Origin of the sequence: Salinivibrio sp. AR640, assembly GCF_001995405.1 — a bacterium.
Classification (GTDB): domain Bacteria; phylum Pseudomonadota; class Gammaproteobacteria; order Enterobacterales; family Vibrionaceae; genus Salinivibrio; species Salinivibrio costicola.
The window spans coordinates 18,346-41,499 of sequence record NZ_MUFD01000016.1 but is presented as its reverse complement, the minus strand read 5'-3'; the positions used below and the strand labels follow the sequence as shown (position 1 = coordinate 41,499).

The 23,154-nt window shown below is 48.6% G+C and carries 22 protein-coding genes; 14 read left to right on the top strand and 8 right to left on the bottom strand.

The window, feature by feature from the left end; genetic code table 11:
- Window positions 1-687: 687 nt before the first annotated feature.
- Entirely contained in the window at window positions 688-921 is a 234-nt protein-coding gene (locus BZG75_RS09480; RefSeq protein WP_077576818.1) for a DUF2789 family protein, read from the top strand.
- A gap of 32 nt (window positions 922-953) precedes the next feature.
- On the top strand, window positions 954-1,232 hold the full coding sequence (locus BZG75_RS09475) for a hypothetical protein (RefSeq protein ID WP_077576817.1): 279 nt from the start codon (window positions 954-956) through the stop codon (window positions 1,230-1,232).
- A gap of 72 nt (window positions 1,233-1,304) precedes the next feature.
- Here BZG75_RS09475 and BZG75_RS09470 read toward each other — a convergent pair whose 3' ends face one another.
- Together BZG75_RS09470 and syd are read right to left on the bottom strand one after the other, a co-directional pair.
- Window positions 1,305-2,084, bottom strand: a complete 780-nt coding sequence (locus BZG75_RS09470) for a Zn-ribbon-containing protein (RefSeq protein WP_077576816.1) — start codon at window positions 2,082-2,084, stop codon at window positions 1,305-1,307.
- Window positions 2,081-2,629, bottom strand: coding sequence for a SecY-interacting protein (syd, locus tag BZG75_RS09465; protein ID WP_077576815.1), 549 nt, complete (start codon window positions 2,627-2,629; stop codon window positions 2,081-2,083). Before syd ends, BZG75_RS09470 begins: the two co-directional genes overlap by 4 nt.
- A gap of 63 nt (window positions 2,630-2,692) precedes the next feature.
- Between syd and queF the strand changes: the two genes are divergently transcribed.
- The 5 genes from queF to xni all read left to right on the top strand — a co-directional run bounded on the left by queF (window position 2,693) and on the right by xni (window position 9,974).
- A complete protein-coding gene (gene queF / locus BZG75_RS09460) occupies window positions 2,693-3,541 on the top strand; it encodes an NADPH-dependent 7-cyano-7-deazaguanine reductase QueF (protein WP_021022017.1) in 849 nt (282 codons plus the stop codon).
- A gap of 58 nt (window positions 3,542-3,599) precedes the next feature.
- Window positions 3,600-6,005 (top strand): hypothetical protein, encoded by a 2,406-nt coding sequence (locus BZG75_RS09455; RefSeq protein WP_077576814.1) that lies wholly within the window; start codon window positions 3,600-3,602, stop codon window positions 6,003-6,005.
- 76 nt (window positions 6,006-6,081) lie between these two features.
- A complete protein-coding gene (locus tag BZG75_RS09450) occupies window positions 6,082-7,641 on the top strand; it encodes a GGDEF domain-containing protein (RefSeq protein ID WP_077576813.1) in 1,560 nt (519 codons plus the stop codon).
- Window positions 7,642-7,761: 120 nt separating this feature from the next.
- On the top strand, window positions 7,762-9,123 hold the full coding sequence (ppnN, locus tag BZG75_RS09445; protein ID WP_077576812.1) for a nucleotide 5'-monophosphate nucleosidase PpnN: 1,362 nt from the start codon (window positions 7,762-7,764) through the stop codon (window positions 9,121-9,123).
- Window positions 9,124-9,203: 80 nt separating this feature from the next.
- Window positions 9,204-9,974 (top strand): flap endonuclease Xni, encoded by a 771-nt coding sequence (gene xni / locus BZG75_RS09440; RefSeq protein WP_077576811.1) that lies wholly within the window; start codon window positions 9,204-9,206, stop codon window positions 9,972-9,974.
- On the opposite strand, the gene rlmM is transcribed toward xni, so the two are convergent.
- From rlmM to BZG75_RS09420, 4 genes are all read right to left on the bottom strand, one after another.
- Window positions 9,971-11,056: a 23S rRNA (cytidine(2498)-2'-O)-methyltransferase RlmM gene (rlmM, locus tag BZG75_RS09435; RefSeq protein WP_077576810.1), complete on the bottom strand. Its 1,086-nt coding sequence runs from the start codon at window positions 11,054-11,056 to the stop codon at window positions 9,971-9,973. The two genes, xni and rlmM, sit on opposite strands and share 4 nt — an antisense overlap.
- 102 nt (window positions 11,057-11,158) lie before the next feature.
- The gene (locus BZG75_RS09430) at window positions 11,159-11,557 is read right to left on the bottom strand and encodes a DUF423 domain-containing protein (RefSeq protein ID WP_077576809.1); all 399 of its coding nucleotides are present in this window, start codon (window positions 11,555-11,557) and stop codon (window positions 11,159-11,161) included.
- Window positions 11,554-12,192: an alpha/beta family hydrolase gene (locus BZG75_RS09425; protein ID WP_077576808.1), complete on the bottom strand. Its 639-nt coding sequence runs from the start codon at window positions 12,190-12,192 to the stop codon at window positions 11,554-11,556. Before BZG75_RS09425 ends, BZG75_RS09430 begins: the two co-directional genes overlap by 4 nt.
- Window positions 12,189-13,094: a transcriptional regulator GcvA gene (locus tag BZG75_RS09420; RefSeq protein ID WP_021022025.1), complete on the bottom strand. Its 906-nt coding sequence runs from the start codon at window positions 13,092-13,094 to the stop codon at window positions 12,189-12,191. The genes BZG75_RS09425 and BZG75_RS09420 overlap by 4 nt, the downstream gene beginning before the upstream one ends.
- Window positions 13,095-13,449: 355 nt before the next feature.
- On the opposite strand from BZG75_RS09420, the gene BZG75_RS09415 reads away from it, so the two are divergent.
- The 6 genes from BZG75_RS09415 (at window position 13,450) to phaC (ending at window position 19,881) form a co-directional block, all read left to right on the top strand.
- A complete protein-coding gene (locus BZG75_RS09415) occupies window positions 13,450-14,661 on the top strand; it encodes an aminotransferase class V-fold PLP-dependent enzyme (protein WP_077576835.1) in 1,212 nt (403 codons plus the stop codon).
- A gap of 22 nt (window positions 14,662-14,683) precedes the next feature.
- On the top strand, window positions 14,684-15,109 hold the full coding sequence (locus tag BZG75_RS09410) for a SufE family protein (RefSeq protein ID WP_077661063.1): 426 nt from the start codon (window positions 14,684-14,686) through the stop codon (window positions 15,107-15,109).
- Window positions 15,110-15,605: 496 nt separating this feature from the next.
- The gene (locus tag BZG75_RS09405; protein WP_077459746.1) at window positions 15,606-16,346 is read left to right on the top strand and encodes an SDR family oxidoreductase; all 741 of its coding nucleotides are present in this window, start codon (window positions 15,606-15,608) and stop codon (window positions 16,344-16,346) included.
- Window positions 16,347-16,361: 15 nt separating this feature from the next.
- Window positions 16,362-17,573: an acetyl-CoA C-acetyltransferase gene (locus tag BZG75_RS09400; protein ID WP_021022029.1), complete on the top strand. Its 1,212-nt coding sequence runs from the start codon at window positions 16,362-16,364 to the stop codon at window positions 17,571-17,573.
- Window positions 17,574-17,630: 57 nt separating this feature from the next.
- Entirely contained in the window at window positions 17,631-17,978 is a 348-nt protein-coding gene (locus BZG75_RS09395; protein ID WP_021022030.1) for a phasin family protein, read from the top strand.
- Between the two features lie 79 nt (window positions 17,979-18,057).
- Window positions 18,058-19,881 carry a class I poly(R)-hydroxyalkanoic acid synthase gene (phaC, locus tag BZG75_RS09390; protein WP_077459748.1) on the top strand — a complete coding sequence of 608 codons (1,824 nt, stop codon included), beginning with the start codon at window positions 18,058-18,060 and terminating at the stop codon, window positions 19,879-19,881.
- Between the two features lie 53 nt (window positions 19,882-19,934).
- On the opposite strand, the gene tcdA is transcribed toward phaC, so the two are convergent.
- Both tcdA and BZG75_RS09380 read right to left on the bottom strand, forming a co-directional pair.
- Window positions 19,935-20,744 carry a tRNA cyclic N6-threonylcarbamoyladenosine(37) synthase TcdA gene (gene tcdA / locus BZG75_RS09385; protein WP_021022032.1) on the bottom strand — a complete coding sequence of 270 codons (810 nt, stop codon included), beginning with the start codon at window positions 20,742-20,744 and terminating at the stop codon, window positions 19,935-19,937.
- Between the two features lie 33 nt (window positions 20,745-20,777).
- Complete coding sequence (locus BZG75_RS09380; RefSeq protein ID WP_198532282.1) at window positions 20,778-21,698, bottom strand: LysR family transcriptional regulator; 921 nt, start codon at window positions 21,696-21,698, stop codon at window positions 20,778-20,780.
- Window positions 21,699-21,796: 98 nt separating this feature from the next.
- Between BZG75_RS09380 and BZG75_RS09375 the strand changes: the two genes are divergently transcribed.
- Window positions 21,797-23,125, top strand: a complete 1,329-nt coding sequence (locus BZG75_RS09375; RefSeq protein WP_077576806.1) for an aspartate aminotransferase family protein — start codon at window positions 21,797-21,799, stop codon at window positions 23,123-23,125.
- Window positions 23,126-23,154: the final 29 nt, after the last annotated feature.

Below are 23,154 nucleotides of genomic sequence, written 5' to 3'. Positions count from 1 at the left end.
CCCTAAAGTTTTACTTGCAGCTATCCTGCTACGAAAAGGTGCTCCCTGCATCATTCCTTGATCAGTCGCCGATTCCTTCAGCGTCGTTCCATGTCTCTCCGTCTTGGAGGTGTCCTTTCGTCATCCTGACAAACCGAAATTCCGATTTTCGATAAGCTCTCCATCCTGGAGGTGTCCATGACTTCGTCCTGAAGTGATCCTTAAGCCCCCATCCTGGGTTGTCCTAAATCTTCCTGACGTACAAGCTTCCTGCTTGCAGCGAACGGCTCCGTCCGTTGTCCTTTTTGCAATCCTTGCCAGCGCTTCTTCCTGAAGTACTGCCTCATCCTGAGGTACCAAGTCCTTGGTGATTCCTGTTCCCTGTGTCAGTTCCCTTCCGACACCCATAAGATTACGCGAATAGACGCTTGGTACAAGTCACTGTCACGTGCTTAATCTCTCATTTTTTAGTCCGAACTAGTTACAATCCAGTAAGTCACTGTTTTAAATTAAAAATAAACTATCGTCAGGTCGTTTGTCTTGATACGATTCTGCTTTTATCCCACGCGCGTGTAAGAGATATCGCACACAGAAAAGGGATAATTGTCTCGACAAGGTAGGATTGAGTCATCAACGGTGGGGAAAGGTCTACGCTTTTTATTCTTGCTATAGTCAATATAGACCCATACCAACAGGATAGGAAAGACAATGGAAACGTTCCAGCATGATTTGCAACATCTGTTTGAGCAACTCGGGTTAGACAGCGATCACACAGCGATTGAGCACTTCTTATCCAACCACTGTCTGGTAGACGGACAAACGCTGGTGGACGCCCCTTTTTGGAACGCGGCGCAGCGGGCATTGATTGAGCAAGCCGTAAAAGAGGATGCCGACTGGGCTGAGCAAGTTGATATGCTTGATGCATTACTGAGAAAGCCCTAATCTTGCCGCTGACTTTAAACTAAGGAGATGAAATGAGCTATCAAGCAGCATTAGAGCGAACGTTAAAAGCGCTCGCCGCAAAAGGACAAAGCGCGACAGTGGCAAAGATAAAAGCTCAACTTGATACACAAGTCCCATTGCCGCTGATCATTCAGGCCGTCAAAAGTGCCAAAAAAAATCAGTCCCTGCCTGCCATGTCAGCCCCCGAGATCACCCTGTCTGATGCTGAGCGGATCGATCAACTTGAGCAACACATTACACAGCTAAGTGAGCGTTTGGCCCGGTTAGAAGCAACGTTGGACAATCAGTAATACAACAATCAAGCAATCAAGCAATCAAGCAATCAAGCAATCAAGCAATCAAGCAATCAAGCAATCAAGCAATCAAGTTAGTTTAAAGTCCCAAGACAGGTTTGAGACCAAACGGCAAGCCTCACACTTAAATAAGAAAATATCGTGCAGTGGCGTATCTAATCGCCACGCTGCGCCGCATTTCGGACAAGGGCGTGTTAACTCAGTGTCCTTGTCTTTGCCACCGACGCGATATTGATAGTAATAAGTCGGGATCCCCGTTAGGTATTCAATCCGACCGCGCAAATCCCACCCCCGTTGAAATAGCCGAGTATGGGGGCTTTGTATCTCGTTAAGCCCAGCAAATTCGGCATCACTGGCGCCCGCCATTTGTAGTTCATCACAGGCCTGCCATTCCGTTTGCCATTTGACGACCGACTTATGATCACCATTAAAGGTGGCTGGTAAACGGTATAAAGGGATAGGTAGCAACGTATCCCCGCAGCGCAGCGGTGAGCACGTGTGCACAAAGGTTGTGTACAACACTTGCCAACTTGGTGACGCATTAGGCGCCGCTTGCTCCGAATTGAGATCGCGCCCCAAAAGGCGTACTTTTGGCTGGGTCAAACACGCATCAGCCAATTGTTGCAACGCGCGTTTGACTTGAGGACTATGATACTTAGGTTGTAACGCATCTTCATCTGGACACACCACACGGAGCTGAAATTGCCCGTCTTGCATGAGAATAGGAAATTCGCGTCCAAGCACCTGACCGTTATATCGCAGCGCGTCCATTAAACCATTAAGCTTACGATCGACGGCATCTACTGTGGTGTTATCGAAACACTCAAACGTCAGCTCTGTCAGGATCATATAGCATCAACCTCCAACGCCGTCACAAACGCTTCGGCATCCTTGGCTATCACGTCGCGAGTGCCAGTATTCAATCCTTCTTTCACCACTTCGCCGCTCATATTATCAATTGAAATGATCGTCATTTCGTCATCCGTGGTGGCAATGAAAACAGTCGGGGTCAATTTACGCTGACGTTGCATCATTAAATGCCCCAAAATATTTTCTTGTAAGCGTGCGAGATCGTCATCGCTCCAAACTTGCACCAAACAGATCGACTCCCCCGCAAACCGAACCGGTAAATCGGCGCAATAGAAGCCATTATAAAAATCTTTTATATCACTGTGTAAACGCAGCGATATTCCCTTCTCAACATTGATAAAGTCCGCGGCGGTTTCACGCTTAACTGGCTGCCACTGTACTTGATGCGCATTGTCACTGACCATACAAGGCGATGAGAGCCCGATATACTCATCCGAGCACGGTAAACTCTGATATTGATGCTGCCATGCGGTAACATAATTCTGTGCTAGCGCCCAAAGGGCGCGATGTAATGTGTTCTCCATTCGCAACCTATAGCAAGATTCAGTAAACTTTACCCATTCTACTTGAATCAATAGCAGATCCGTATGAGCAATTATCAAGATGCCGATGCCCTAGCCAAACTATCGCTAGGTCAACACACTGATTACCCAACTGAATATGATCCGTCACAGCTGCGTGCGGTCCCGCGCGAATTAAACCGCCAAGCTATCGGCCTCGATCAGGCGTCGCTTCCTTTCACTGGCTATGATACCTGGACGCTCTATGAACTATCCTGGTTAAACAAGAACGGTTTACCTCAAGTCGCGATCGGCGAGGTACGATTACCCGCATCCAGCCCAAACCTAGTGGAATCGAAATCGTTCAAGTTATACCTCAATAGTTTTAACCAAACCCGATTCGATAGCTGGCAGCAAGTGGCGAATGCACTACAAACCGACCTTTCCGCTTGTGCCGGTGAAGCTGTGGATGTCACCTTATCGCCCCTCAGTGAACTAGAAGGGGAGGTGATTGCGGGACTATCAGGCGAGTGCTTGGATCATCAAGATATCAGTATTGATGACTATCGTTTCCAACCTGAATGGCTAGAAGACGCCGCGCAAGGTGCCATTGTGTCCGAAACCCTTCATAGTCATTTGCTCAAGTCGAATTGCTTAATCACTCACCAGCCCGATTGGGGCTCAGTGAGAATTGCTTATAAGGGCAAGAAAATAAACCGCGAGAAATTGCTTCGTTACCTGGTTTCATTCCGCGAGCATAACGAATTTCACGAGCAGTGCGTTGAGCGCATTTTTATGGATATTATGCGCTTTTGTCAGCCTGAAAAATTGACCGTCTATGCCCGCTATACTCGCCGTGGCGGTTTAGATATAAACCCCTATCGTACCAATATGGGCAAAACCCCGAGTGAAAATAACCGGTTAGCACGACAATAACAAAATGGGGCTGCTTATCGGCAGCCTTTCTTTCATTTTTATACATAGAGGATGGCGCATGCGCATCAGCCCACTACTTGTAGGCCTGCTTTTTTGGTTGACGTCGATGGCGGCGTTCGCTTCTATCCACTCCTCGCCCGTTTTGACCGATGCCGAAAAATTATTGGATACATCCCCCATCCAATCCTTAGAAATCAGCAACCGATTCCTAGCCCAACGACGATTAACGACAGGGGCTAATCGTTCACACGTCAACAATGACACCGATCGATCGATTCGGACGCCGTTGCACACGGTTTATGCGTATTTAATTAGCGCCCGTGCTTATGCTCATTTGGAGCAGCCACTTGAGTCCAAAGCCGCGCTCCAAAAAGCGTATCAGGTCGTTGAAGAGTACGATTTAAAACATACTCACGTGCAAGTCGTTCTGACTGAAGCGACGCTCATTTGGCACTTAGACCATGATGAACAAGGCGCACTGGCAAAGTTAGATGCAGTACAAACGGCGATGAGTACCTTGCCGGAAAATAGTCTCAATGGGCCAGAGCTTCGCTTTCGTAGTGCCTTACTACGCGCCAACATACTGGCTGAAACATCAGATAACGAATCGGCATTAGTGGCGTATGAAAATGCACGCAGCCAGCTGAGTAATGATCCACAAGATCTTCGCGACAAAGTCGAGTTTCAACTCTCATTTGGACGTTTTTTGCTGGCACAAGAACAGCATGAAAGTGCCTTAACTGAACTGCTAAGCGCTTTTTGGATCGCCAGTGAAAATGAATATACCGCATTGATCGCGAACGCCAATATGGAACTTGCTCGACTTTATTTTCAACAAGGTGTACTCGAGCAAGCACTCGAGCATGCGAATCAAGCCGCGGCATTTTTCGAACACTTCTCACTCAGCCGACGACTCTCAGCGTCTCAGCGCTTATTAGCTACCTTATACGAGCAGCAATCTCGGTATAATTTTGCACTCGTGCATTATTTTAATGCGCTCGAAGTTGAGCAGTCTCTTGGCCGAACTCAACCGCTCGCCGATATACACTTAGCCATCGCCCGCACCTACTTTGAGCTAAAACACTTTCCTCTCAGTGATCGCTATATTCAGGATGCATTGCGACTCGTGGGGAGTTTGCCAAACTCGCCACTGACAACTCAGGCCATGCTGTTACAAGGCCGAATACATTTAGCGCTTGAGCAACCCAAACAAGCAGAAAAGGAAATCAAGACCGCGCTTGAGCGCGCCGAGGCTGAAAACGATATCACCACCATGACCCACGCCTATCAGGCATTATCAAACGCTTTCGAGGCGCAGGAACGATATCAAGTTGCGCTCGCTATGCAGCGAGAATATGAGCAATTACGAGCAACACAGGCTCAATCAAAGCAACAGCAACAAGCAGATACCTTTAAGCAACAGCAGCGTGTGGTTGAACGCCAGTTACAAATGGATGAATTACAGCGTCAGCTCGATACGGCGCATCAAGAGCAGTTGCACCTACAAAAAGTCAATTACTTTCTGTTGGGCAGCCTGGGTGTCCTAATTGCCATTGTCTATCTACGCCACCGCGCCGCAGTGTTACGCCAAACCGAGCTCGAGCAGTTACGTGATGACTTCTACACTCACCCTCGTACTGGGCTGAGAAACTTACGTATGCTTAATGCCAAATTGCCGCGTTCGCTTGAAAAAAGTAATGCCAATTTTGAGCAATGGTACCTCAACGACATGATTCACCAACCGCTCAGTGATCGGCTACGCTTCGCCATGTTCGACGTGGTTTTTCTCAAAGAATTGTTTTTGTTGCATGGTTACCAACGTGCTCAAGACATAGAACGCCAGCTCGGTGAGTATCTGTCTGAACGTGTGACACAATCTGGGCGTCTGTACCATTTTGCTGACACCCTGTTTATCTATATAGAGACAAACTGGGACGAAAACACCAAACCTGAAGCACTCGCACAATTTGTACAAACATTGATAGAGGATTTTGTCACCCAATACCAAAATACCGTCCACGAAGCGCTCGCTAAGGACGCTACTGTCGACACATCAGACCAATCACTTGATAACCACACATCCATTGATGCTGCTCCTCAACATCTGGCGCGTTTAACGCCACACGTCGCCATTGGCTTAGCAGAGTATCCCTTTTTGCCACGCGCATATACCTCGATCAACGATCAGGAGCTGATAGAGATCTTGCTCACCGCCACACATCAAGCAAGCGCACTGGTTCAACAAAGTGAAGAAAGTCATTGGGTCCACTTTAGTGCGATTAATACGGCGCCGGCGGCGAGTTTCGTCAATACCAACCTTCGCCAAGCCTGTTTAAAAGGGATTGAGTCTGGGCTAGTAAAGGTTAAAACATCATCAAATGGCCTCATGGACTGGCAGAAGGATCACGAATCTGATAAAAAGCGAACATCTTTTATTGATGACGATAGCAATAAGTCGGTATAGCTAACGTCCATGGGTGGTGCATTCTCACTACCTGTGATGCTGAATCGCGAATGTAATTAGGTGTTCTTTCGACCAAATGACTAAGTCAACTCCATCACCGTTGTCGGCACAGACCGCTCAGGCGGATCATCATCATGCGCCTTCAGCGTATCGAGAGCTGGCTTTGAAGTCGCGTCGAGAGATCCATACGCTCAAACGCTTAGCCTCGCGATTGATTGCGACATGCACAGGCAAAAACACCGCGGTAGATCAAAAACTAACCGACTTCCGTGACATATTATACTCAGCGCAGGATGTTAGCGCGTTGCTTCCGCGTTTAGCTGTTATTGAACGCATGGTGAGTCATCAAGACATGACACAAAAAAAAGCACAGTCCCATCTCGAAGAGCAGTTTCATACCAGTGGTGAAACGCTACAACGTGTTATCGGTCTGCCTGCTCAACTCAAGCGAGATTTACGCGAGTTGCTAGCAAAATCGGCGAACAGTGATACTGAACGAACGCAGCATTTGATCCGACTACTTCAGCTCTACGAGCGGGCTGTGACCTTGCAAGTCACACGCCCTCGCGCTCAACACGCGCAAATAGAGATCGATAAAGACCAAATTCGTCGCGTCGCAGATGAGCTACAAAACCTGATTACCGAGCTCGATATTGATGGTCAAGCTGGCAGTCAGTTGCTTGATATTCGTCGCCAATTATTGGCCGATGTCGCGCCAGCGACTGTCGTCTCACTCACTCTGTCCGCCCTTCGGCTTATTTTAGATGCCACGCAAGCCGAGCGTCAGGCATCACAACAGTTTCTCTCCCAAGTGAATGATGATCTGGTTGCAATCAGTCAGCAAAATACGCGCGCTTTTGATCACGCCACACAATTGCGGGTGGCACATCAAAGCGTTGATCAGCGCCTAGATCACACCATTACTAACATTGAAAAAGAACTTGGCCTAAAAGGCACGCCAGAGTCCAATCCTGAGGCCGCACTAACACGTGCACTCGACGCGCTGAACGCCATAGCAAAAGAGAACGAGGCCCTCAAAACGCGAGAGCGCGCACTCGAAGAGCAACTGAGCCACAATCAAACCCAGCTGAGTACACTGGCTGAACACACGATGGATCAACGCCGTCATGTTGGCGACCAAGAACGCAAGCGTTTACTGGATCCACTGACCCGTGTTTACAATCGCGCCGCGCTCAATGATCGCCTCGAACATGAATTCCGTTTGTGGAAGAAGTACCAACGACCGTTTTGCCTCGCGGTGATTGACATTGATCACTTCAAGCAAGTTAACCAACAGTTTGGGTATGAAGTCGGTGATAAAGCCTTGAAAATCGTCGCGCGTACAATTTATCAATGCTTGCGCGACACCGATTTTATAGCTCGGTTTGGTGGTGAAGAGTTTGTAATCTTATTGCCCGATGCCAACGATGATACTCGCACAGAAATCCTAGCCACTATCAGCCATACCATCCGCAAGCTGCCGTTAAAATTCAAGAACGAACGCGTCGCGATCACCGTATCGATTGGTGCTACCCTCTTTAGCGATCAAGATACGCCAACCCCCGTTCTAGAACGAGCAGACCAAGCGTTGTATCAAGCCAAAAACAGTGGCCGCAACCAAATTATTTGGTGTTAATTATTACTGGTCAATTGTGGCTGGCGTGTGTATTTTTAATTAACACACTGATTTTTATAGCACCGTGCTATCTTCCCTACTTGGCTTTTCAAGAGGGGCGGTCCGTAAGAGGTTGTCGTTATGATCACACACATTAGCCCCATAGGAACGATGGATCTGCTTTCTCAAATTGAGGTTGATCGTTTAAAAACCAGCGCCAGCAGTGATTTATACCGTTTATACCGAAACTGCTCATTGGCTGTTTTAAATTCTGGTAGTCATACAGATAGCTCCAAAGCGCTGCTAGAAAAGCATGAAAACTTCGAAATCCGAGTGCTTCGTCGAGAGCGTGGGATCAAACTCGAGTTGGTTAATCCACCTGAGCATGCCTTCGTCGATGGTAAAATCATTCGTGGCATTCAAGAGCACATGTTTTCTGTGCTAAGAGATATCATTCATGTCAATGTGCAGCTCGAGCACAGCCCGGCGCTAAACCTAGACAGCTCGCCACATATTACCAATTTGATATTCGGTATCTTACGCAACGCCAAAGCACTGCGTCCCCATGTCGATCCTAACCTGGTTGTATGCTGGGGCGGTCACTCCATCAATGATATCGAATACCAATACACCCGCGAAGTGGGCCATGAGTTAGGGCTGAGAGAGCTGGATATCTGCACCGGTTGCGGGCCAGGTGCGATGGAAGGGCCTATGAAAGGCGCGGCCATCGGTCATGCGAAACAACGTACTTATGACAGCCGTTTTATCGGCCTGACTGAGCCATCTATTATTGCCGCCGAGCCGCCCAATCCAATGGTGAACGAATTAGTGATCATGCCCGATATCGAGAAGCGTTTAGAAGCGTTTGTTCGTATCGCCCACGGTATCATTATTTTTCCTGGTGGCGCCGGTACCGCCGAGGAGTTACTTTATATTCTCGGGATCATGATGCACCCCGATAATCACGCGCAGCCACTGCCGATCGTACTCACTGGGCCCAAAGAGAGCGAGGCCTATTTTCGTGATATTGATAATTTTATTCGTGATGTACTCGGTGAAGCAGCCACACAATACTACGAAATTGTGATTGATGATCCGGCCAAAGCCGCGCGTTTGATGAAAAATGCCATGCCCGCCGTCAAAGAGCACCGCAAAGCAACGGGTGACGCCTACTCGTATAACTGGTCATTAAAAATTGAGTCCGGCTTTCAGCATCCCTTCGCGCCCACGCATGAAAATATGGCAAACCTCAACTTACACATGAATCAACGCCCAGAGCTTCTCGCGTCTTCACTGCGCCAGGCTTTTTCAGGCATCGTTGCAGGTAACGTCAAAGATGAGGGGATGCGTAATATTGAACGCCATGGCCCATTTAAAATTGATGGCGACAAGTATTTGATGGCCAAAATGGATAAACTTTTGCAAAGTTTCGTTGAACAACAACGCATGAAGCTACCTGGCACTGCGTATGTGCCTTGCTATGAAATTGTTTCCGAGACTTAGGCACGACTTTTAACGCCCTGCGTCCTAAACAAAAACCGGGTATAATGCGGCATTTATAAAACGCACCCCCGGTTTTTATTATGTCTAGGCTCCATGTTGTTATTATTGATGCGATGAATCTTATTCGCCGAGTCCACGCTGCCCAGCCGGATCAAGAATCGATCGATGCGACGGCTCAATCCTGCATCAAAACCTTGGATAAAATCATCAATCATAGCCAGCCTAGCCATATTGTTGCCGTGTTTGATCATATTGGCCCTGATCGAGGTTGGCGGGCCGAGATACTTCCCACCTATAAACAAAACCGTAAGCCCATGCCTGTGGCACTAGAACAAGGCTTAGACACGATCCAAGAAGCATTTTGGCAAAGAGGGGTCGATGCGTTACTGTCACAAGGCGATGAAGCCGACGACATGATTGCTACCTTGGCATTAAAAGTGGCAGCGCGTCATGAGCACGTCACGATTGTTTCCACCGATAAAGGCTACTGCCAGCTATTACAACCCACGTTAAGCATTCGTGATTACTTCCAACACCGGTGGCTCGATTTAGCGTTTGTTGACGCTCAGTTCGGTGTGCGTCCTGAGCAGCTGTGCGATTTTTGGGGGCTGGCCGGGATCAGCAGTAGCGAAGTGAGCGGCGTCCCCGGTATTGGTGCAAAAACGGCGGCAACGCTGCTTGAGCGGTACGAGACGCTTGACGCTATTTTCGCCGCGAGCGATGTCGAACAAAAATGGCAAAAAAAGCTCGCTGGGCACCAGGATTTAGCCCAACGTTGTAAAAAGGTAGCCCAATTAAAAACGGATATCCCACTCGGTTTTAACCTGCAAGATATCCGCTTTGAACGTTAGCCGCCACGTTGCTGGCGTTTCACACGGCGCAAGTGCACGGTGATTTCTTCACGATCGTGATAAAGGTGTTTCGCGCGCATTTCATACGGCACATTGTAGTCAGCCAAAAATGCACCTAGGGTTTGCAAGTTTTCTGACACCTGCTCATAACGTCGGCTCATCGGCAGTTTCAAGTTAAAAATAGCCTCTTGGGCCCAACCTTCAATTAACCACTCTCCCATCAACCGCGCCACTCGCGATGGTTTTTCAATCATGTCGCACACTAACCAGGTCACATTCTTGCGCGTCGGCTCAAATTTAAACCCATCTTCGGCATGATGAAACACTTGTCCTGTCTCCATCAGGCTTTCAGCCATCGCCCCATTATCCACCGCATGGACAAACATCGAGCGTTTTACCAATTGATAGGTCCAGCCCCCGGGGCATGCACCTAAATCGACCGCCCACATGCCAGGCGCTAAACGCGTATCCCACTCATCCTTGGGTATAAAATGATGAAAGGCCTCTTCCAGTTTTAATGTCGAACGGCTTGGCGCATCAGACGGAAATTTCATCCGTGGTAGGCCCATATAATGAGGTGAGTTATTGGTCGTCAGCGAGTAGCCCACCAAGCAAGTACCCGGTGCGGTAAAGCATAAGTGAATCACCGGTTTTTTGGGGTTATCTTTGGCTAACATGACGCCTTGTTTGCGCAAAGCTTGGCGTAGTGGCACGGTAAACTTACGGCAAAACTTCAATAAGGCTTTAGCCTCATCGTTATCCGGTGTCTCCACCCGTAGATCGCCACCTTTAGGCAGATCGCTCGCTACCGCCAGAATCGGGGAGATACGATCATCAGGGTCAAGATCCGACAAGGCGGCGGTCACAGCAATCATTTGGCGCGCAAAGATCAGCGAGTCCAACGATAAATCACGCACAACGCGCTCAGCGTCATCTTCTTGGTAGCACTCAAACACAACATACGCGCTGTTTTTTATCACGCGCGGAAACCCATACACGCCCATTTCGGTGGTTTTTTGTTGGATTTCTGCGGCGCAGTCTTTTTCAAACCCTGCACGGCAGTAAAGCAAAACCTGGTTCATAACACCCTCTGGTTCGACGATAGGATCACGCTATGTGATGATAAAAATAAGCTGCGCATTATATCTGTCATCTCGACAAGAAAGAAATGCAGATAGCCGCTTTTAACGCGATGGATGAGAGAGAGAAACGTTTGTACGCCATGCGCCCACAGCGAGCCCTCCCCAGCCGATTAAAAAGCTCACGCCGCCAACTGGTGTTACCGGTCCTAGCCAATGCATATCCGTGAGAGCAAGCAGGTATAAGCTACCGCTAAAACCGATCATACCAACTAACCAAGCCCAAGCGACCCAGCTGAATAACCGCGTGGAGATCCGTGAAGAAAGTGCACACAGTCCAAGCAAGGCTAAACTATGCCACATCTGATAGTTAACGCCGGTTTTAAAAATAGCTAATTGATAATCGGACAAAACCATTTTCAAACCATGTGCGGCAAAGGCACCCAGCCCGACAGCCAGTCCTGCCCCTAAAGCAGCTAGGCTGATCCAGTGGTTTAATTTCATGCTTTCGCTCCTTGGCGCTCAATAAAACGCAGTAGACAGTCGACCGCAAACTGCCGATTGTCCGACTCAGTGTAACCTGACGCTTTGCGCGGCTTGAAACTATGATCGCCATCAGGAACGAACTCAAGATCAATACTTGATGAGTATGAATACTCCATCACTTCTTCTTTCCGACCAAAGGTATCACGCTCCCCTTGCACAATGAGCAACGGTTTGGTCACGGTCGCTAAATGCTCGCCTTTATATTTTTCAGGCTTGCCTGGAGGGTGAAAAGGAAAGCCAAAGCACACCACCCCGCTGACTGATGAATGGCCGGTAAGGTGGCTGGCCATACGTCCTCCCATCGATTTACCGGCAAGCCATAAACGACTTTCTTTTGGGCGTAAACTATCGATGGCATCAATCACAGCTTCAAAGTGTGCAAGTAGCTTAGGTGCACGGTCTGGCGGACGCTTTTTGCCATCTTCCTGACGCTTTTCCATATAGGGAAAATTAAACCGCACCACACGGCAACCGACCCCGATGCGTGTCGCGATATCCGTCATAAACTCATGCTCTTTGCCGGCGCCTGCACCATGAGCAATAATCACCCAATCAGTGGCACTATCAGGCCCATCAAATTCTAGATCTATCATAAATTCATACTCGCTTGCTCTTTTGCTGCAGTGGCTAGCATCCATTCTCGAAACGCAGTAATGCGCCCGGTGTCAGCGTCTCTTTGTTGACTCACCAGATAAAAACCATTGTCACTTTTTAACACCTGCTCAAAAGGTTGCACCAAACGTCCAGAGGCCAGTTCAGGTTGGGAAAGCACATTATTCCCTAATGCAACGCCCTGTCCGTGGGCCGCTGCCTGAAGCACCATCGACGAATGACTAAAAATAGGACCGTGCTCAACGTTCACTTCACTCAATTGATGGGCTTTTGCGAATGCCTTCCATTCTTTTCGTGAGCGATCATGCAACAAAACATGATGGACGAGATCGTCTGGCGCTTGGAGCGGATAACCGGACTCTAGCAACATGGGAGAACAAACAGGCAACAAGCACTCTTGGTACAATAGGTCACAGCGTAAACCGGTCCAATGGCCTCGGCCATAATAAATGGCTACGTCGACATCATCGGTTAATGACCCATCCTCCAAATCAACCGCTTTTATCCGAACATCGATATCTGGATGCGCTTTATTAAAATCAGCGAGCCTCGGCACTAACCATTGAATCGCGAAACTGGGTGGCAAACTAATGGTCAGCGCCCCTTTGGCACTTCGCTCTAACACTTTATCAGTGGCATAAGAAAGTTCAGAGAATATATCTTTAATATCAAGAAAATAGCTTTGACCTTCTTCCGTCAACAACAGCGAGCGGTTACGACGACGAAATAGCTTTAATCCCAAAAATTCTTCTAACGCTTTGATTTGATGACTCACCGCCGCCTGAGTCACAAAGAGCTCTTCAGCTGCACGGGTAAAACTCAAATGTCGTGCGGCTGCTTCAAAAACGCGCAGCGCGTTAAGTGGAGGAAGACGCCTTGCCATAAACGGACACCCTATTCATTAATTTTTCTAATCGTTGACATTATAAATTGTCGATTGCTGATATACCAGCAACACCCTATAGTGCATCCCGCATCCACATGTGACGTCTCTCTATTTAGACTGTTTCCGTGGTTGCGATGTTGTGTTTGCATTTGTCTAACACTGGTTAGACAGGTAGTCGTATCTACCACTTTTAACTTCCTGTATTTTGACATTGTCTGTCATTACATATTTGTTGGCACTGAGCTTGGCTCAGTGCTTTTTTTTGTCCGTTTTTTATCTTAAACACGTATCACGCTTGAGTTACACCAGTGAGATGGCGATCATAGGCAAGATTTTACCTTGGACGATGACTATGACAGACGGTTTTGATCCCTACGCATTGCGTGCCCAGTTTCCCGCTTTTAATGCCTCAGACTGGGTGTATTTGGACAGTGCGGCTACGGCACAAAAACCACAGTGTGTGATTGATGCCATTTGCCAAAGCTACATGGCACCGGTTGCGAATGTTCATCGCGGCCAACACCAAGCCTCGTTATCCACCACTGCGCAGTTTGAACAAGCGCGACGTGAGGTTGCGGCGTTTATTGATGCAAACCCTAGTGAGATAATTTGGACGCGAGGGGCAACGGAAGCTATCAACTTACTTGCCTATAGCCTCAGCCACACTTTGACCGCCAACGACCGTATCCTCGTCAGCGAAATGGAGCATCATGCTAATTTGCTTCCCTGGCAACTGATCGCGCAGCGTACAGGCGCGCAACTGGTAAAGATCCCCTGTTGTGTCAGCACGGGCCAGTTAGATATGGAGGCTTATCAACAAGCACTCACGACCCGTCCCCGTATCGTGGCGATAAGTCATGTCAGTAACGTGACCGGAACACGCCACCCGATAGAAGCAATGACCGCACTCGCGCATCGTCATGGTGCAACGGTGATCATTGACGGTGCACAAGGGATCGTTCACGAGCCACTCAGTATGCAAACCTTGAATGCTGACTTCTATGTGTTTTCCGGACATAAGTTGTATGGACCAACCGGTATTGGCGTGCTCTATGGAAAACCAGAAGCATTGGCTACTCTCGCGCCATTTCACGGTGGTGGCAAAATGATTACTGACGTCACATTTGATGATCACACATTAGCACCGATTCCCGCTCGTTTTGAAGCAGGCACGCCCAATACAGCGGGTGCGATTGGCCTTGCTGCCGCCATTCAATGGCTAAAACAATATGACGCTCAAGCCATCGATACCCATATTAGTGACTGTAACCAAGCGCTACTCGACGGCTTGAAACAACGCCCAGCCATCAAGCTAATCTGCCCCCAACCACACAGCACCATAGTGTCATTCGTGGTAGAAGGAGAACACCACGCAGATATTGCTGAGCTGCTCAGCCAACAAAACGTGGCAGTACGGTCTGGGCACCACTGCGCGCACCCGCTGATCAAAGCGCTGGGCGTGGAGGGAACCGTACGTGTATCACTCGGTGCCTATAATCATCAGGAAGACATTCAACGCTTCCTCACAGCGTTAGATAAAACATTATATTTACTCGGTGTTTAATCGTTTCATGACAGGATCTACCATGGATTTACCTACTCACCCCTTTGGCAGTGAACTCGACCAAAAAATGGTTACCGAGATGCTTGCACAACACATCAGTTGGGAGGACAAATACCGCCAGCTTATCGTGTGGGGTAAACGCTTGCCTACGTTTACCGATGAACAGAAGCATGCTGCGCGCCTTGTCAGTGGATGCGAAAGTGATGTTTGGTTTTTACATCACTCGGATGACGAAAGGCATTACTTTGCTGCAGATTCAAATGCAAGAATCGTTAAAGGTCTATTAGCCGTTGTGCTCGCTTGTGTTCATGGTCAACACAGTGATGCCATTTACGCTCTCGATTTAGATCAAGTCTTCCAACAAGCCGGATTATCGCACCATTTAAGTGAGTCACGCACCAATGGTTTGCATGCGATTGTGCAATATGTTCATCACCTTACCGCTTAATTTGTGTTGGACGCCGTGGTTCATCGTCACGGCATTCTAACCTTATCCCCCCTAAAACATCGCGCCACCACTGCCCACATATGCCGACAACCCGACTATTCACCATCGAAATGCACAGAAGAGTGCAATCGATTTCTTCCAGATCATTCAGTCTCGCCAACGGAAAACAAAGACAAACATAAAAATAACAACTTATTAACAAAGTATTGCATTATTACCTATCAAAATTGACCGAGATCGCGAATGTGTAATCCGAGGCTTTTATACTTTGCGTATTTGGCTAGATTCGTTAGCTTAGAAGCAGGCAGTCATAAAAGGGTCACACCAACAAGTTAGACTGCCTAATAATATCGGCAGCATGATTATTAACTATTGGCATAACTCTTGCTGCCGTTATGAGACAAGAAAGGATGACTGTAATTCTGGTTTAAAGTGGTTCCAGATGCGGCTTCAGGCATCTCGTTATATTTGCTTGTTGTAGTGAATGGAGTCATAGATGAAGAAACTGGCATTAGTAACTGGCGCAAAAGGCGGCATTGGATCAGCGATCACCGAAAAGTTAGTTGATGATAATTATCGCGTCATTGCAACACACTTCACGGGCGGTGGTCAGTGCGCACAAGACTGGTTTGAAGAAAAAGGGTTCAAACAAGATCAAGTGCGCCTATTCGAACTTGATGTTACCGATACAGAACAATGCGCTACACGTCTTGCTAAACTGCTTGAAGAAGAAGGCACAATCGATATCTTGGTAAATAACGCCGGGATCACGCGTGACAGTGTATTCAAAAAGATGGATGCCGATAAATGGCACGACGTCATCAACACCAACCTCAATAGCCTCTTTAACGTCACTCAACCTTTGTTCGCTGCCATGTGCGAAAAGGGAGGTGGACGTATCATTAATATCTCGTCTGTAAATGGTCAAAAAGGCCAGTTTGGCCAAGCAAATTATGCCGCAGCGAAAGCAGGGATGATGGGCTTTAGCAAATCGTTAGCTGCCGAAGGAGCCCGCGCAGGCGTCACCGTGAATGTGGTTGCGCCAGGGTATACCGCGACGCCCATGGTAACGGCCATGCGCGAAGACGTACTTGAGTCGATTACCAATCAAATCCCGATGAAACGCTTGGCAAAGCCAGAAGAAATTGCGGCTTCCGTGGCTTACCTCGCGAGCGAAGCAGGCGCATACATTACGGGTGAAACGCTGTCGGTCAACGGCGGCCTGTACATGCAATAAATCAAGGATAGATTGATGGAACGCATTTTTATTGTGGCGGCAAAACGCACCGCCATCGGTGCTTTTTCAGGCACGCTCAAAGATATCCCTACCGGCCAATTGGCTGCCTATGCTATCAAAGGCGCATTAGCTGAAAGTCGATTAACTGGTGAGGCTATCGACGAAGTGATTGTAGGCAATGTAGTCAGCGCCGGACAAGGAATGGGAATAGGTCGTCAAGCAGCTATCTATGCCGATATCCCTACTCATGTTCCCGCATACTCTGTCAATATGGTCTGCGGCAGTGGGATGAAAAGCATTATGGATGCTGTTACTCATATTCGCGCTGGTGATGCACAACTTGTGGTCGCTGCTGGCGTAGAAAACATGTCACAGATTCCGTTTGCAGCGGCCGGGAACTTACGAACAGGGCAAAAGATGGGCAACTTTGCGATGAAAGACTTGCTCATCAATGACGGTCTCACCGATGTGTATAACCAATATCATATGGGCGTCACCGCAGAAAACGTTGCTAAAAAAATGGATATCACTCGCGAGCAACAAGATCAGTTTGCCCTACACAGCCAGCAAAAAGCGGTTGCAGCGATAGAAGCCGGTCGCTTTAAAAGCGAGATCACTCCCATTGAGATTAAGCAGCGTAAGCAGACCATTACCTTTGACACCGATGAGTATCCTAAAGAAGACGTAACCCTTGAGGGGCTGGGAAAATTACGTCCCGCCTTTGATAAAGAAGGCTCGGTGACCGCGGGTAATGCATCAGGCATCAACGATGGTGCCAGTGCGGTGATCTTAGCCTCCGAATCGGCAGTCAATAAACATGGGCTCACCCCATTAGCAGAAGTAAGTGCCTATTCACAGCACGGAGTTGATCCTAGCGTCATGGGGTTAGGCCCCGTGGGTGCGGTGAACACCGCACTCGATAAAGCCAACCTCACTCTCGATAATATTGATTTGTTTGAACTCAACGAGGCATTTGCTGCGCAAGCACTCGGGGTGGTTCACCAACTAGCTGAGCACCACAAGACGACGCCCGATGCCATCTTGGCACGTGCTAACGTCAATGGCGGAGCAATTGCACTTGGCCACCCGCTTGGTGCATCCGGCAACCGAATTGTTGTGACCTTGCTACACGAGCTTGCGCGAAGAGGCGAAACCTATGGCGTTGCTTCTTTGTGTATTGGCGGCGGTATGGGTACGGCTTTAGTAATTAAGCGTACACAAGTATAAACGGACACTTGCGACCTTGGGGAAAATCCCCAGAACAACACTATCAGGAGATACACCATGTACACAGATATGTTTAAAGCGTTTTCTGAGCAATCTGAAAAAGCCCTGGCTCCCTACGTTAATTTTAACAAGCTGGTAGCCAAAAATGTCGAAACACTCACCGAACTGCAAATGAACGCGATGCGCACATACAGCTCGCTCGGTCTTGAGCAGATGAAAGCTGCCAGCGAAGTCAAAGATGTCACCAGCATGACATCATTTAGTAGCCAGCAACTGGCAGCATTGACCAAACTGTCTCAGCAAATGATGGATGACAGCACCAAACTGCAAAACATCGCTAAAGAGTTCAAAGAAGATATCGACAAAATCACGGCTGAAAACATGAAAGCCGGCACCCCAGCATAAAGGCAGGGTTACTGCACTATCGCCTGCTACTCACCGTAGCAGGCCTTTATAGTGCTTTTCCGATCAAGAGGGCAACATTATGTTTCATCACTTCTTTTCGGACTACCTTGCCAGGCTGCAAGAACAAAACCAGCAATGGTGGCAGGATCTTGAGCAGGGCAAGGCAGCCGTAGACACACCGTTTAATCAAGCCATGCAGGAAGTCAGCCTGCAAGACACTGCTCAATTGCTGGAAGGCGCGGCTCAACAACCCGCTGCACTTCTACAAGTACAGATGCAGTGGTGGGAACAACAAATGCAAATCTGGCAGAACGCCATGCTCGCCCGTGATAACACGGACGAAGTGATCAGCGAAGGTAGCGACGATAAACGTTTCAAGGACAAGGCGTGGCAAGAAGATGTCCTCTATAACTTTATCAAGCAATCGTATCTGTTATTTGGACGTACCTACATGGAGACCATTGAGGCCATTGAAGGACTCGATGATAAAACCCGTGAGCGCCTTTCTTTTTTCTCTCGCCAAGCCATTAATGCCATGGCCCCCAGCAACTACATCGCGACCAACCCAGAGTTGTTAAAAATGACGCTGGAATCAAAAGGTGAGAACTTGCTGCGTGGCATGGAGCAGTTAAAACAAGACATGGAGTCAAGCGCCGACATCCTAAAAGTACGCATGACCAATAATAACGCTTTCCGCGTTGGCGATGACGTTGCTAACACCCCAGGAGACGTGGTGTATAAAAATGACCTGTTTGAGCTTATTCAATACCGCCCGGTCACCGAAAACGTCCATGCCACACCTGTGTTAGTGGTGCCGCCTTTTATCAATAAATATTACATTCTCGATTTGCGCGAGAAAAACTCACTGGTTCGTTGGTTAGTAGAACAGGGACACACCGTCTTCTTGATGTCATGGCGCAATCCATCTGCTGAGCAAGCTGATATTGGCTTTGAAGACTATGTCACGCAAGGGACAGTAAAAGCCGTCAGTGCGATTGAAGACATCACCGGCCAATCACAGATTAATGGTGTCGGCTATTGTATTGGTGGAACCGTATTAGCGTGCACCATTGCCTACTACTCTGCCAAACGCATGAAAGCGCGTATTAAGTCGGCAAGTTTCTTTACTACCTTACTCGATTTCTCACAGCCTGGTGAAATTGGCGCTTACATCAATGATAGTCTCATCCGAGCCATAGAAGCGCAGAATACTGCTCGCGGTTATATGGATGGGCGATCGCTGAGTGTGACCTTTAGCTTGTTGCGGGAAAATAGTCTTTATTGGAACTACTACATCGAGAACTATCTGAAAGGGAATAGCCCAGTCGACTTTGATTTGCTGTATTGGAACAGTGACAGTACCAACGTGGCAGCTAAAACCCATAATTTTATCCTGCGCGATTTATACCTCGAAAATAAGCTGGTGCAAGATAAGGGCGTTAAAGTCGGTGGTGTATGGATTGATCTCAATAAAATCAAAGTTCCCAGTTATTTTATTTCCACTAAAGAAGACCATATTGCTCTGTGGCAAGGCACGTACCGTGGTGCGCTCAATGTCGGCGGCAATAAAACCTTCGTATTAGGTGAGTCCGGCCATATTGCAGGGATTGTTAATCATCCAGTGAAGAAAAAATACGGCTTTTGGACCAATGACCACCTCGCAGATACGGCAGAGGAGTGGCTGGAAGGCGCGTCTCACCAGACTGGATCATGGTGGACACATTGGGAAAAATGGTTACGAAGTTATAGTCCCGACGAACAAGTTGAGCCCTACCCAACGGGATCAGACAGCTACCCTGTACTTTATGCTGCACCAGGTGAATATGTACGCCAGGTACTGCCGGTTAAATCGGACGTTGGGCCGAAATCAGCCGAATCTGAACCGGTAAAAGAAGAGGCTTAATCAACCGTCCCACAAAAATGGCGCCCCGACAGATCAGGCTGGGGCGTCACTTTCTAATCTTCGCGCCGCTGATCAGCGGCGATTAGTTTTTGTAAAATACGTGAGACCGCGACAAATCCAAAGCTTGCTGTCACCATGGTTGCGGCGCCAAACCCACTGGCACAATCCATCCGTTTCGGGCCTTCTGCCGATGATTTACTCTCACACACACTACCATCCGGTTGCGGATATTTGAGCTGCTCGGTGGAGTAAACACAGTCAATCCCGAACTTGCGTCCTTTCGTCTTGGTAAAACCATAAAAGCGACGCAAATTATTGCGTAGCTTGGCCGCCAAGGGGTCTTGAATGGTTTTGGTGAGATCCGCCACCTGGATTTGCGTCGGGTCAATCTGCCCACCCGCGCCCCCGACGGTAATAACTTTGATTTTGTGCCGCTTGCAGTGTGCCAATAATGCGGTTTTGGGCTTAATGCTGTCGATCGCATCAAGCACATAATCAAAGCGCTTATCGATATACTCAGCAATATTATCCGGTGAGATAAAATCATCAATCACAGTGACTTGGCATTCCGGATTAATCGCTGCCACGCGTTCAGCCATTACCTCACTTTTGCTTTGACCGATGGTATCTTTCAGCGCGTGAATTTGTCGGTTGGTGTTGGTGACACACACGTCATCCATATCAATAAGGGTGATCGCCCCAATCCCTGTGCGAGCCAGCGATTCCACTGCCCACGATCCCACGCCACCAATACCGATGACACAAATATGGCTTTGGTGAAACACCTCTAGCGCACGGCGTCCATACAAACGAGCCGTACCGCCAAAACGTTGCAGATAGGATTCTGATAGGGGATGTGTCATAACTATTGTCTTCGTTGATCGCGCTGACAGGCGTTATACCGACTTGCTGATAGGATGTCTAGCCACATCCACCTTGAGGGCGTCACACAGCCAGTTGATCACATGCATGACAGCGGGTGAACGCTGCTTATACCGCGCACTATAAAGGTAGTAGCCATAGCCGCTGTCTATGCTTAACCCCAAGGGATTTACAATCTGATCGTTTGACAGGGCGGCTGAGGCCATAAAGGTGGGGATCAACGCCATGCCCATACCCTGTTTCACGCCTTCAAGCGCCATAAAAAAGTGCTCAAAGCCTGCGCCATATTGCGGATTACTGTCAGCCAGCCCAAATTGTTGCCAAAACTGCTCCCACAGTGAAGGGCGCGTCAAATGAGATAAAACCGGCACCTCCGATAACAACGCGGTCCGATCCAAAGGCTCTGGTAGCAAAGTCACTGATGCGACAAGCGATAAGTGTTCGTGAATTAAACAGGCTCCTTGCGCGCCTGCCTGCTGATGAGGCTGACAGCGGATTAAAATATCCAGTTCACTTTCTTTCCCTTGGGGCACATAGTCACTGGCACTGACCACCACAGAAATATCAGGATGCTGCGATTTAAATTCAGGCAGCTGAGGAATCAACCAAAGGCTGGCAAACGAAGGCGGTACCAATAAGCTGACAGACTCTTGCCTTGCACTTTGCTGGCGCGCTTGCGCCGTGGCATTGGCGATATCATTGACGCTGGCCGATATCACATTTAAATAAGAGTCACCGACTCGGTTGAGTTTTACTCCCCCTGCGTGTCGCTCAAAGAGTGGTTGGCCAATCCCTTCTTCAAGCTGCTGTATTTGCTTGCTCACCGTACTTTGGCTGACATGCAACCCCTTGGCAGCTTCTGAAAAACTTCCTGTTTGAGCCACCGCAATCAATGTTTGAAGCGAACGCATCGACGGCAAACGCACATTCATCATCTCATTCCTTTTTTGCATACCTGGTGAAAATATATCCTTTGCGGTTTAAAACACAAGTTCACCATACTGAGTTATCACGCTTGCATTGAGGCCCTCGTATGAGTCATGTCTTTCACCGTCACTGTCATCATCTTCCCCCTACCATTGCCAGTGGTAATGGGATGTACTTAATCGACACTCAAGGTAACGAGTATCTCGATGCATGCGGAGGCGCAGCCGTCTCTTGCCTTGGGCACAACCACCCTGCCGTATTGGACGCTATCCACCGTCAGCTTGATGCGATTCCCTATGCGCATACCGGCTTTTTTACCTCAGAAAGCAGTGAAGCGCTCGCCAAGATGTTGGCCGATCTTGCACCTCCCTCGATAAATCACGCCTATTTAGTCAGTGGTGGATCGGAAGCGATGGAAACCGCGCTAAAACTCGCTCGCCAGTACTGGGTGGAAGTCGGTGAACCCCAACGACAACATTTTATCGCACGCCGCCAAAGCTACCACGGTAATACACTCGGGGCGCTGTCCGTGGGTGGCAACGCATGGCGACGCGCCCCCTTTGCCCCGTTGTTGATGGATACCAGTTTGATTGCCCCTTGTTACGCCTATCGCGATCAACGTCCCGATGAGACCGCTTACGAGTATGGTCAGCGGGTGGCCAACGAGCTGGAAGCCATGCTGTTAGAAAAAGGGCCGGAAACCGTCATTGGGTTTATCGCAGAACCTGTGGTGGGGGCGACAGCCGGTGCATTGACCGCGGAAGCGGGATACTTTTCTCGTATTCGCGCAATTTGCGATCAGTACAATATTTTGCTGATCCTCGATGAAGTCATGTGCGGCACGGGGCGCACCGGTCGCTTTTTCGCTTTTGAACATGAAGGCATCGTTCCGGATATTGTCGCCATCGCTAAAGGACTGGCTGCTGGTTATCAGCCCATTAGCGCCACCTTGGTCTCGGATCGTCTCTATGAAGCAATTGCATCTGGGTCAGGCTTTTTCCAACATGGCCACACCTTCATGGCTCACCCAACGGCATGTGCCGCTGCCTTAGCAACACTCACCACCATTCAGCAAGAAGGATTAGTTGACGCCACTGAGCAGCAAGGAAAGGCGCTTAAATCGGCGTTACACCATCAGTTTGATTCTCACCCTTTTGTCGGCGACATTCGCGGACGTGGGCTATTTTTAGCGTTGGAGCTGGTGGCAAACAAAACCAGCAAGCGTCCCTTCTCGCCTGAACTTACGCTCCATCAAACGATAAAAAAAACCGCCATGCATAACGGACTCATGTGCTATCCCATGGGCGGTACCATTGATGGTAAGCAGGGGCATCACATCTTACTCGCACCGCCGTATATTATTGAATCAACTCATATCGCGGCCATCACCGACAAGCTAGCACTGACATTAGAGATGTGCTTGCCTCACCAATAACGACAGATTCAGAAGCGAGGGAAAAGAAT

Coding starts and splice junctions, on each gene's coding strand:
- BZG75_RS09410 (WP_077661063.1), top strand. CDS start 14,684: ATGGATTTACCTACTCACCCCTTTGGCAGTGAACTCGACCAAAAAATG.
- BZG75_RS09375 (WP_077576806.1), top strand. CDS start 21,797: ATGAGTCATGTCTTTCACCGTCACTGTCATCATCTTCCCCCTACCATT.
- BZG75_RS09380 (WP_198532282.1), bottom strand. CDS start 21,698: ATGATGAATGTGCGTTTGCCGTCGATGCGTTCGCTTCAAACATTGATT.
- phaC (WP_077459748.1), top strand. CDS start 18,058: ATGTTTCATCACTTCTTTTCGGACTACCTTGCCAGGCTGCAAGAACAA.
- queF (WP_021022017.1), top strand. CDS start 2,693: ATGAGCAATTATCAAGATGCCGATGCCCTAGCCAAACTATCGCTAGGT.
- BZG75_RS09450 (WP_077576813.1), top strand. CDS start 6,082: ATGACTAAGTCAACTCCATCACCGTTGTCGGCACAGACCGCTCAGGCG.
- BZG75_RS09405 (WP_077459746.1), top strand. CDS start 15,606: ATGAAGAAACTGGCATTAGTAACTGGCGCAAAAGGCGGCATTGGATCA.
- BZG75_RS09430 (WP_077576809.1), bottom strand. CDS start 11,557: ATGAAATTAAACCACTGGATCAGCCTAGCTGCTTTAGGGGCAGGACTG.
- BZG75_RS09415 (WP_077576835.1), top strand. CDS start 13,450: ATGACAGACGGTTTTGATCCCTACGCATTGCGTGCCCAGTTTCCCGCT.
- BZG75_RS09470 (WP_077576816.1), bottom strand. CDS start 2,084: ATGATCCTGACAGAGCTGACGTTTGAGTGTTTCGATAACACCACAGTA.
- BZG75_RS09400 (WP_021022029.1), top strand. CDS start 16,362: ATGGAACGCATTTTTATTGTGGCGGCAAAACGCACCGCCATCGGTGCT.
- BZG75_RS09425 (WP_077576808.1), bottom strand. CDS start 12,192: ATGATAGATCTAGAATTTGATGGGCCTGATAGTGCCACTGATTGGGTG.
- ppnN (WP_077576812.1), top strand. CDS start 7,762: ATGATCACACACATTAGCCCCATAGGAACGATGGATCTGCTTTCTCAA.
- rlmM (WP_077576810.1), bottom strand. CDS start 11,056: ATGAACCAGGTTTTGCTTTACTGCCGTGCAGGGTTTGAAAAAGACTGC.
- tcdA (WP_021022032.1), bottom strand. CDS start 20,744: ATGACACATCCCCTATCAGAATCCTATCTGCAACGTTTTGGCGGTACG.
- xni (WP_077576811.1), top strand. CDS start 9,204: ATGTCTAGGCTCCATGTTGTTATTATTGATGCGATGAATCTTATTCGC.
- BZG75_RS09395 (WP_021022030.1), top strand. CDS start 17,631: ATGTACACAGATATGTTTAAAGCGTTTTCTGAGCAATCTGAAAAAGCC.
- BZG75_RS09480 (WP_077576818.1), top strand. CDS start 688: ATGGAAACGTTCCAGCATGATTTGCAACATCTGTTTGAGCAACTCGGG.
- syd (WP_077576815.1), bottom strand. CDS start 2,629: ATGGAGAACACATTACATCGCGCCCTTTGGGCGCTAGCACAGAATTAT.
- BZG75_RS09420 (WP_021022025.1), bottom strand. CDS start 13,094: ATGGCAAGGCGTCTTCCTCCACTTAACGCGCTGCGCGTTTTTGAAGCA.
- BZG75_RS09475 (WP_077576817.1), top strand. CDS start 954: ATGAGCTATCAAGCAGCATTAGAGCGAACGTTAAAAGCGCTCGCCGCA.
- BZG75_RS09455 (WP_077576814.1), top strand. CDS start 3,600: ATGCGCATCAGCCCACTACTTGTAGGCCTGCTTTTTTGGTTGACGTCG.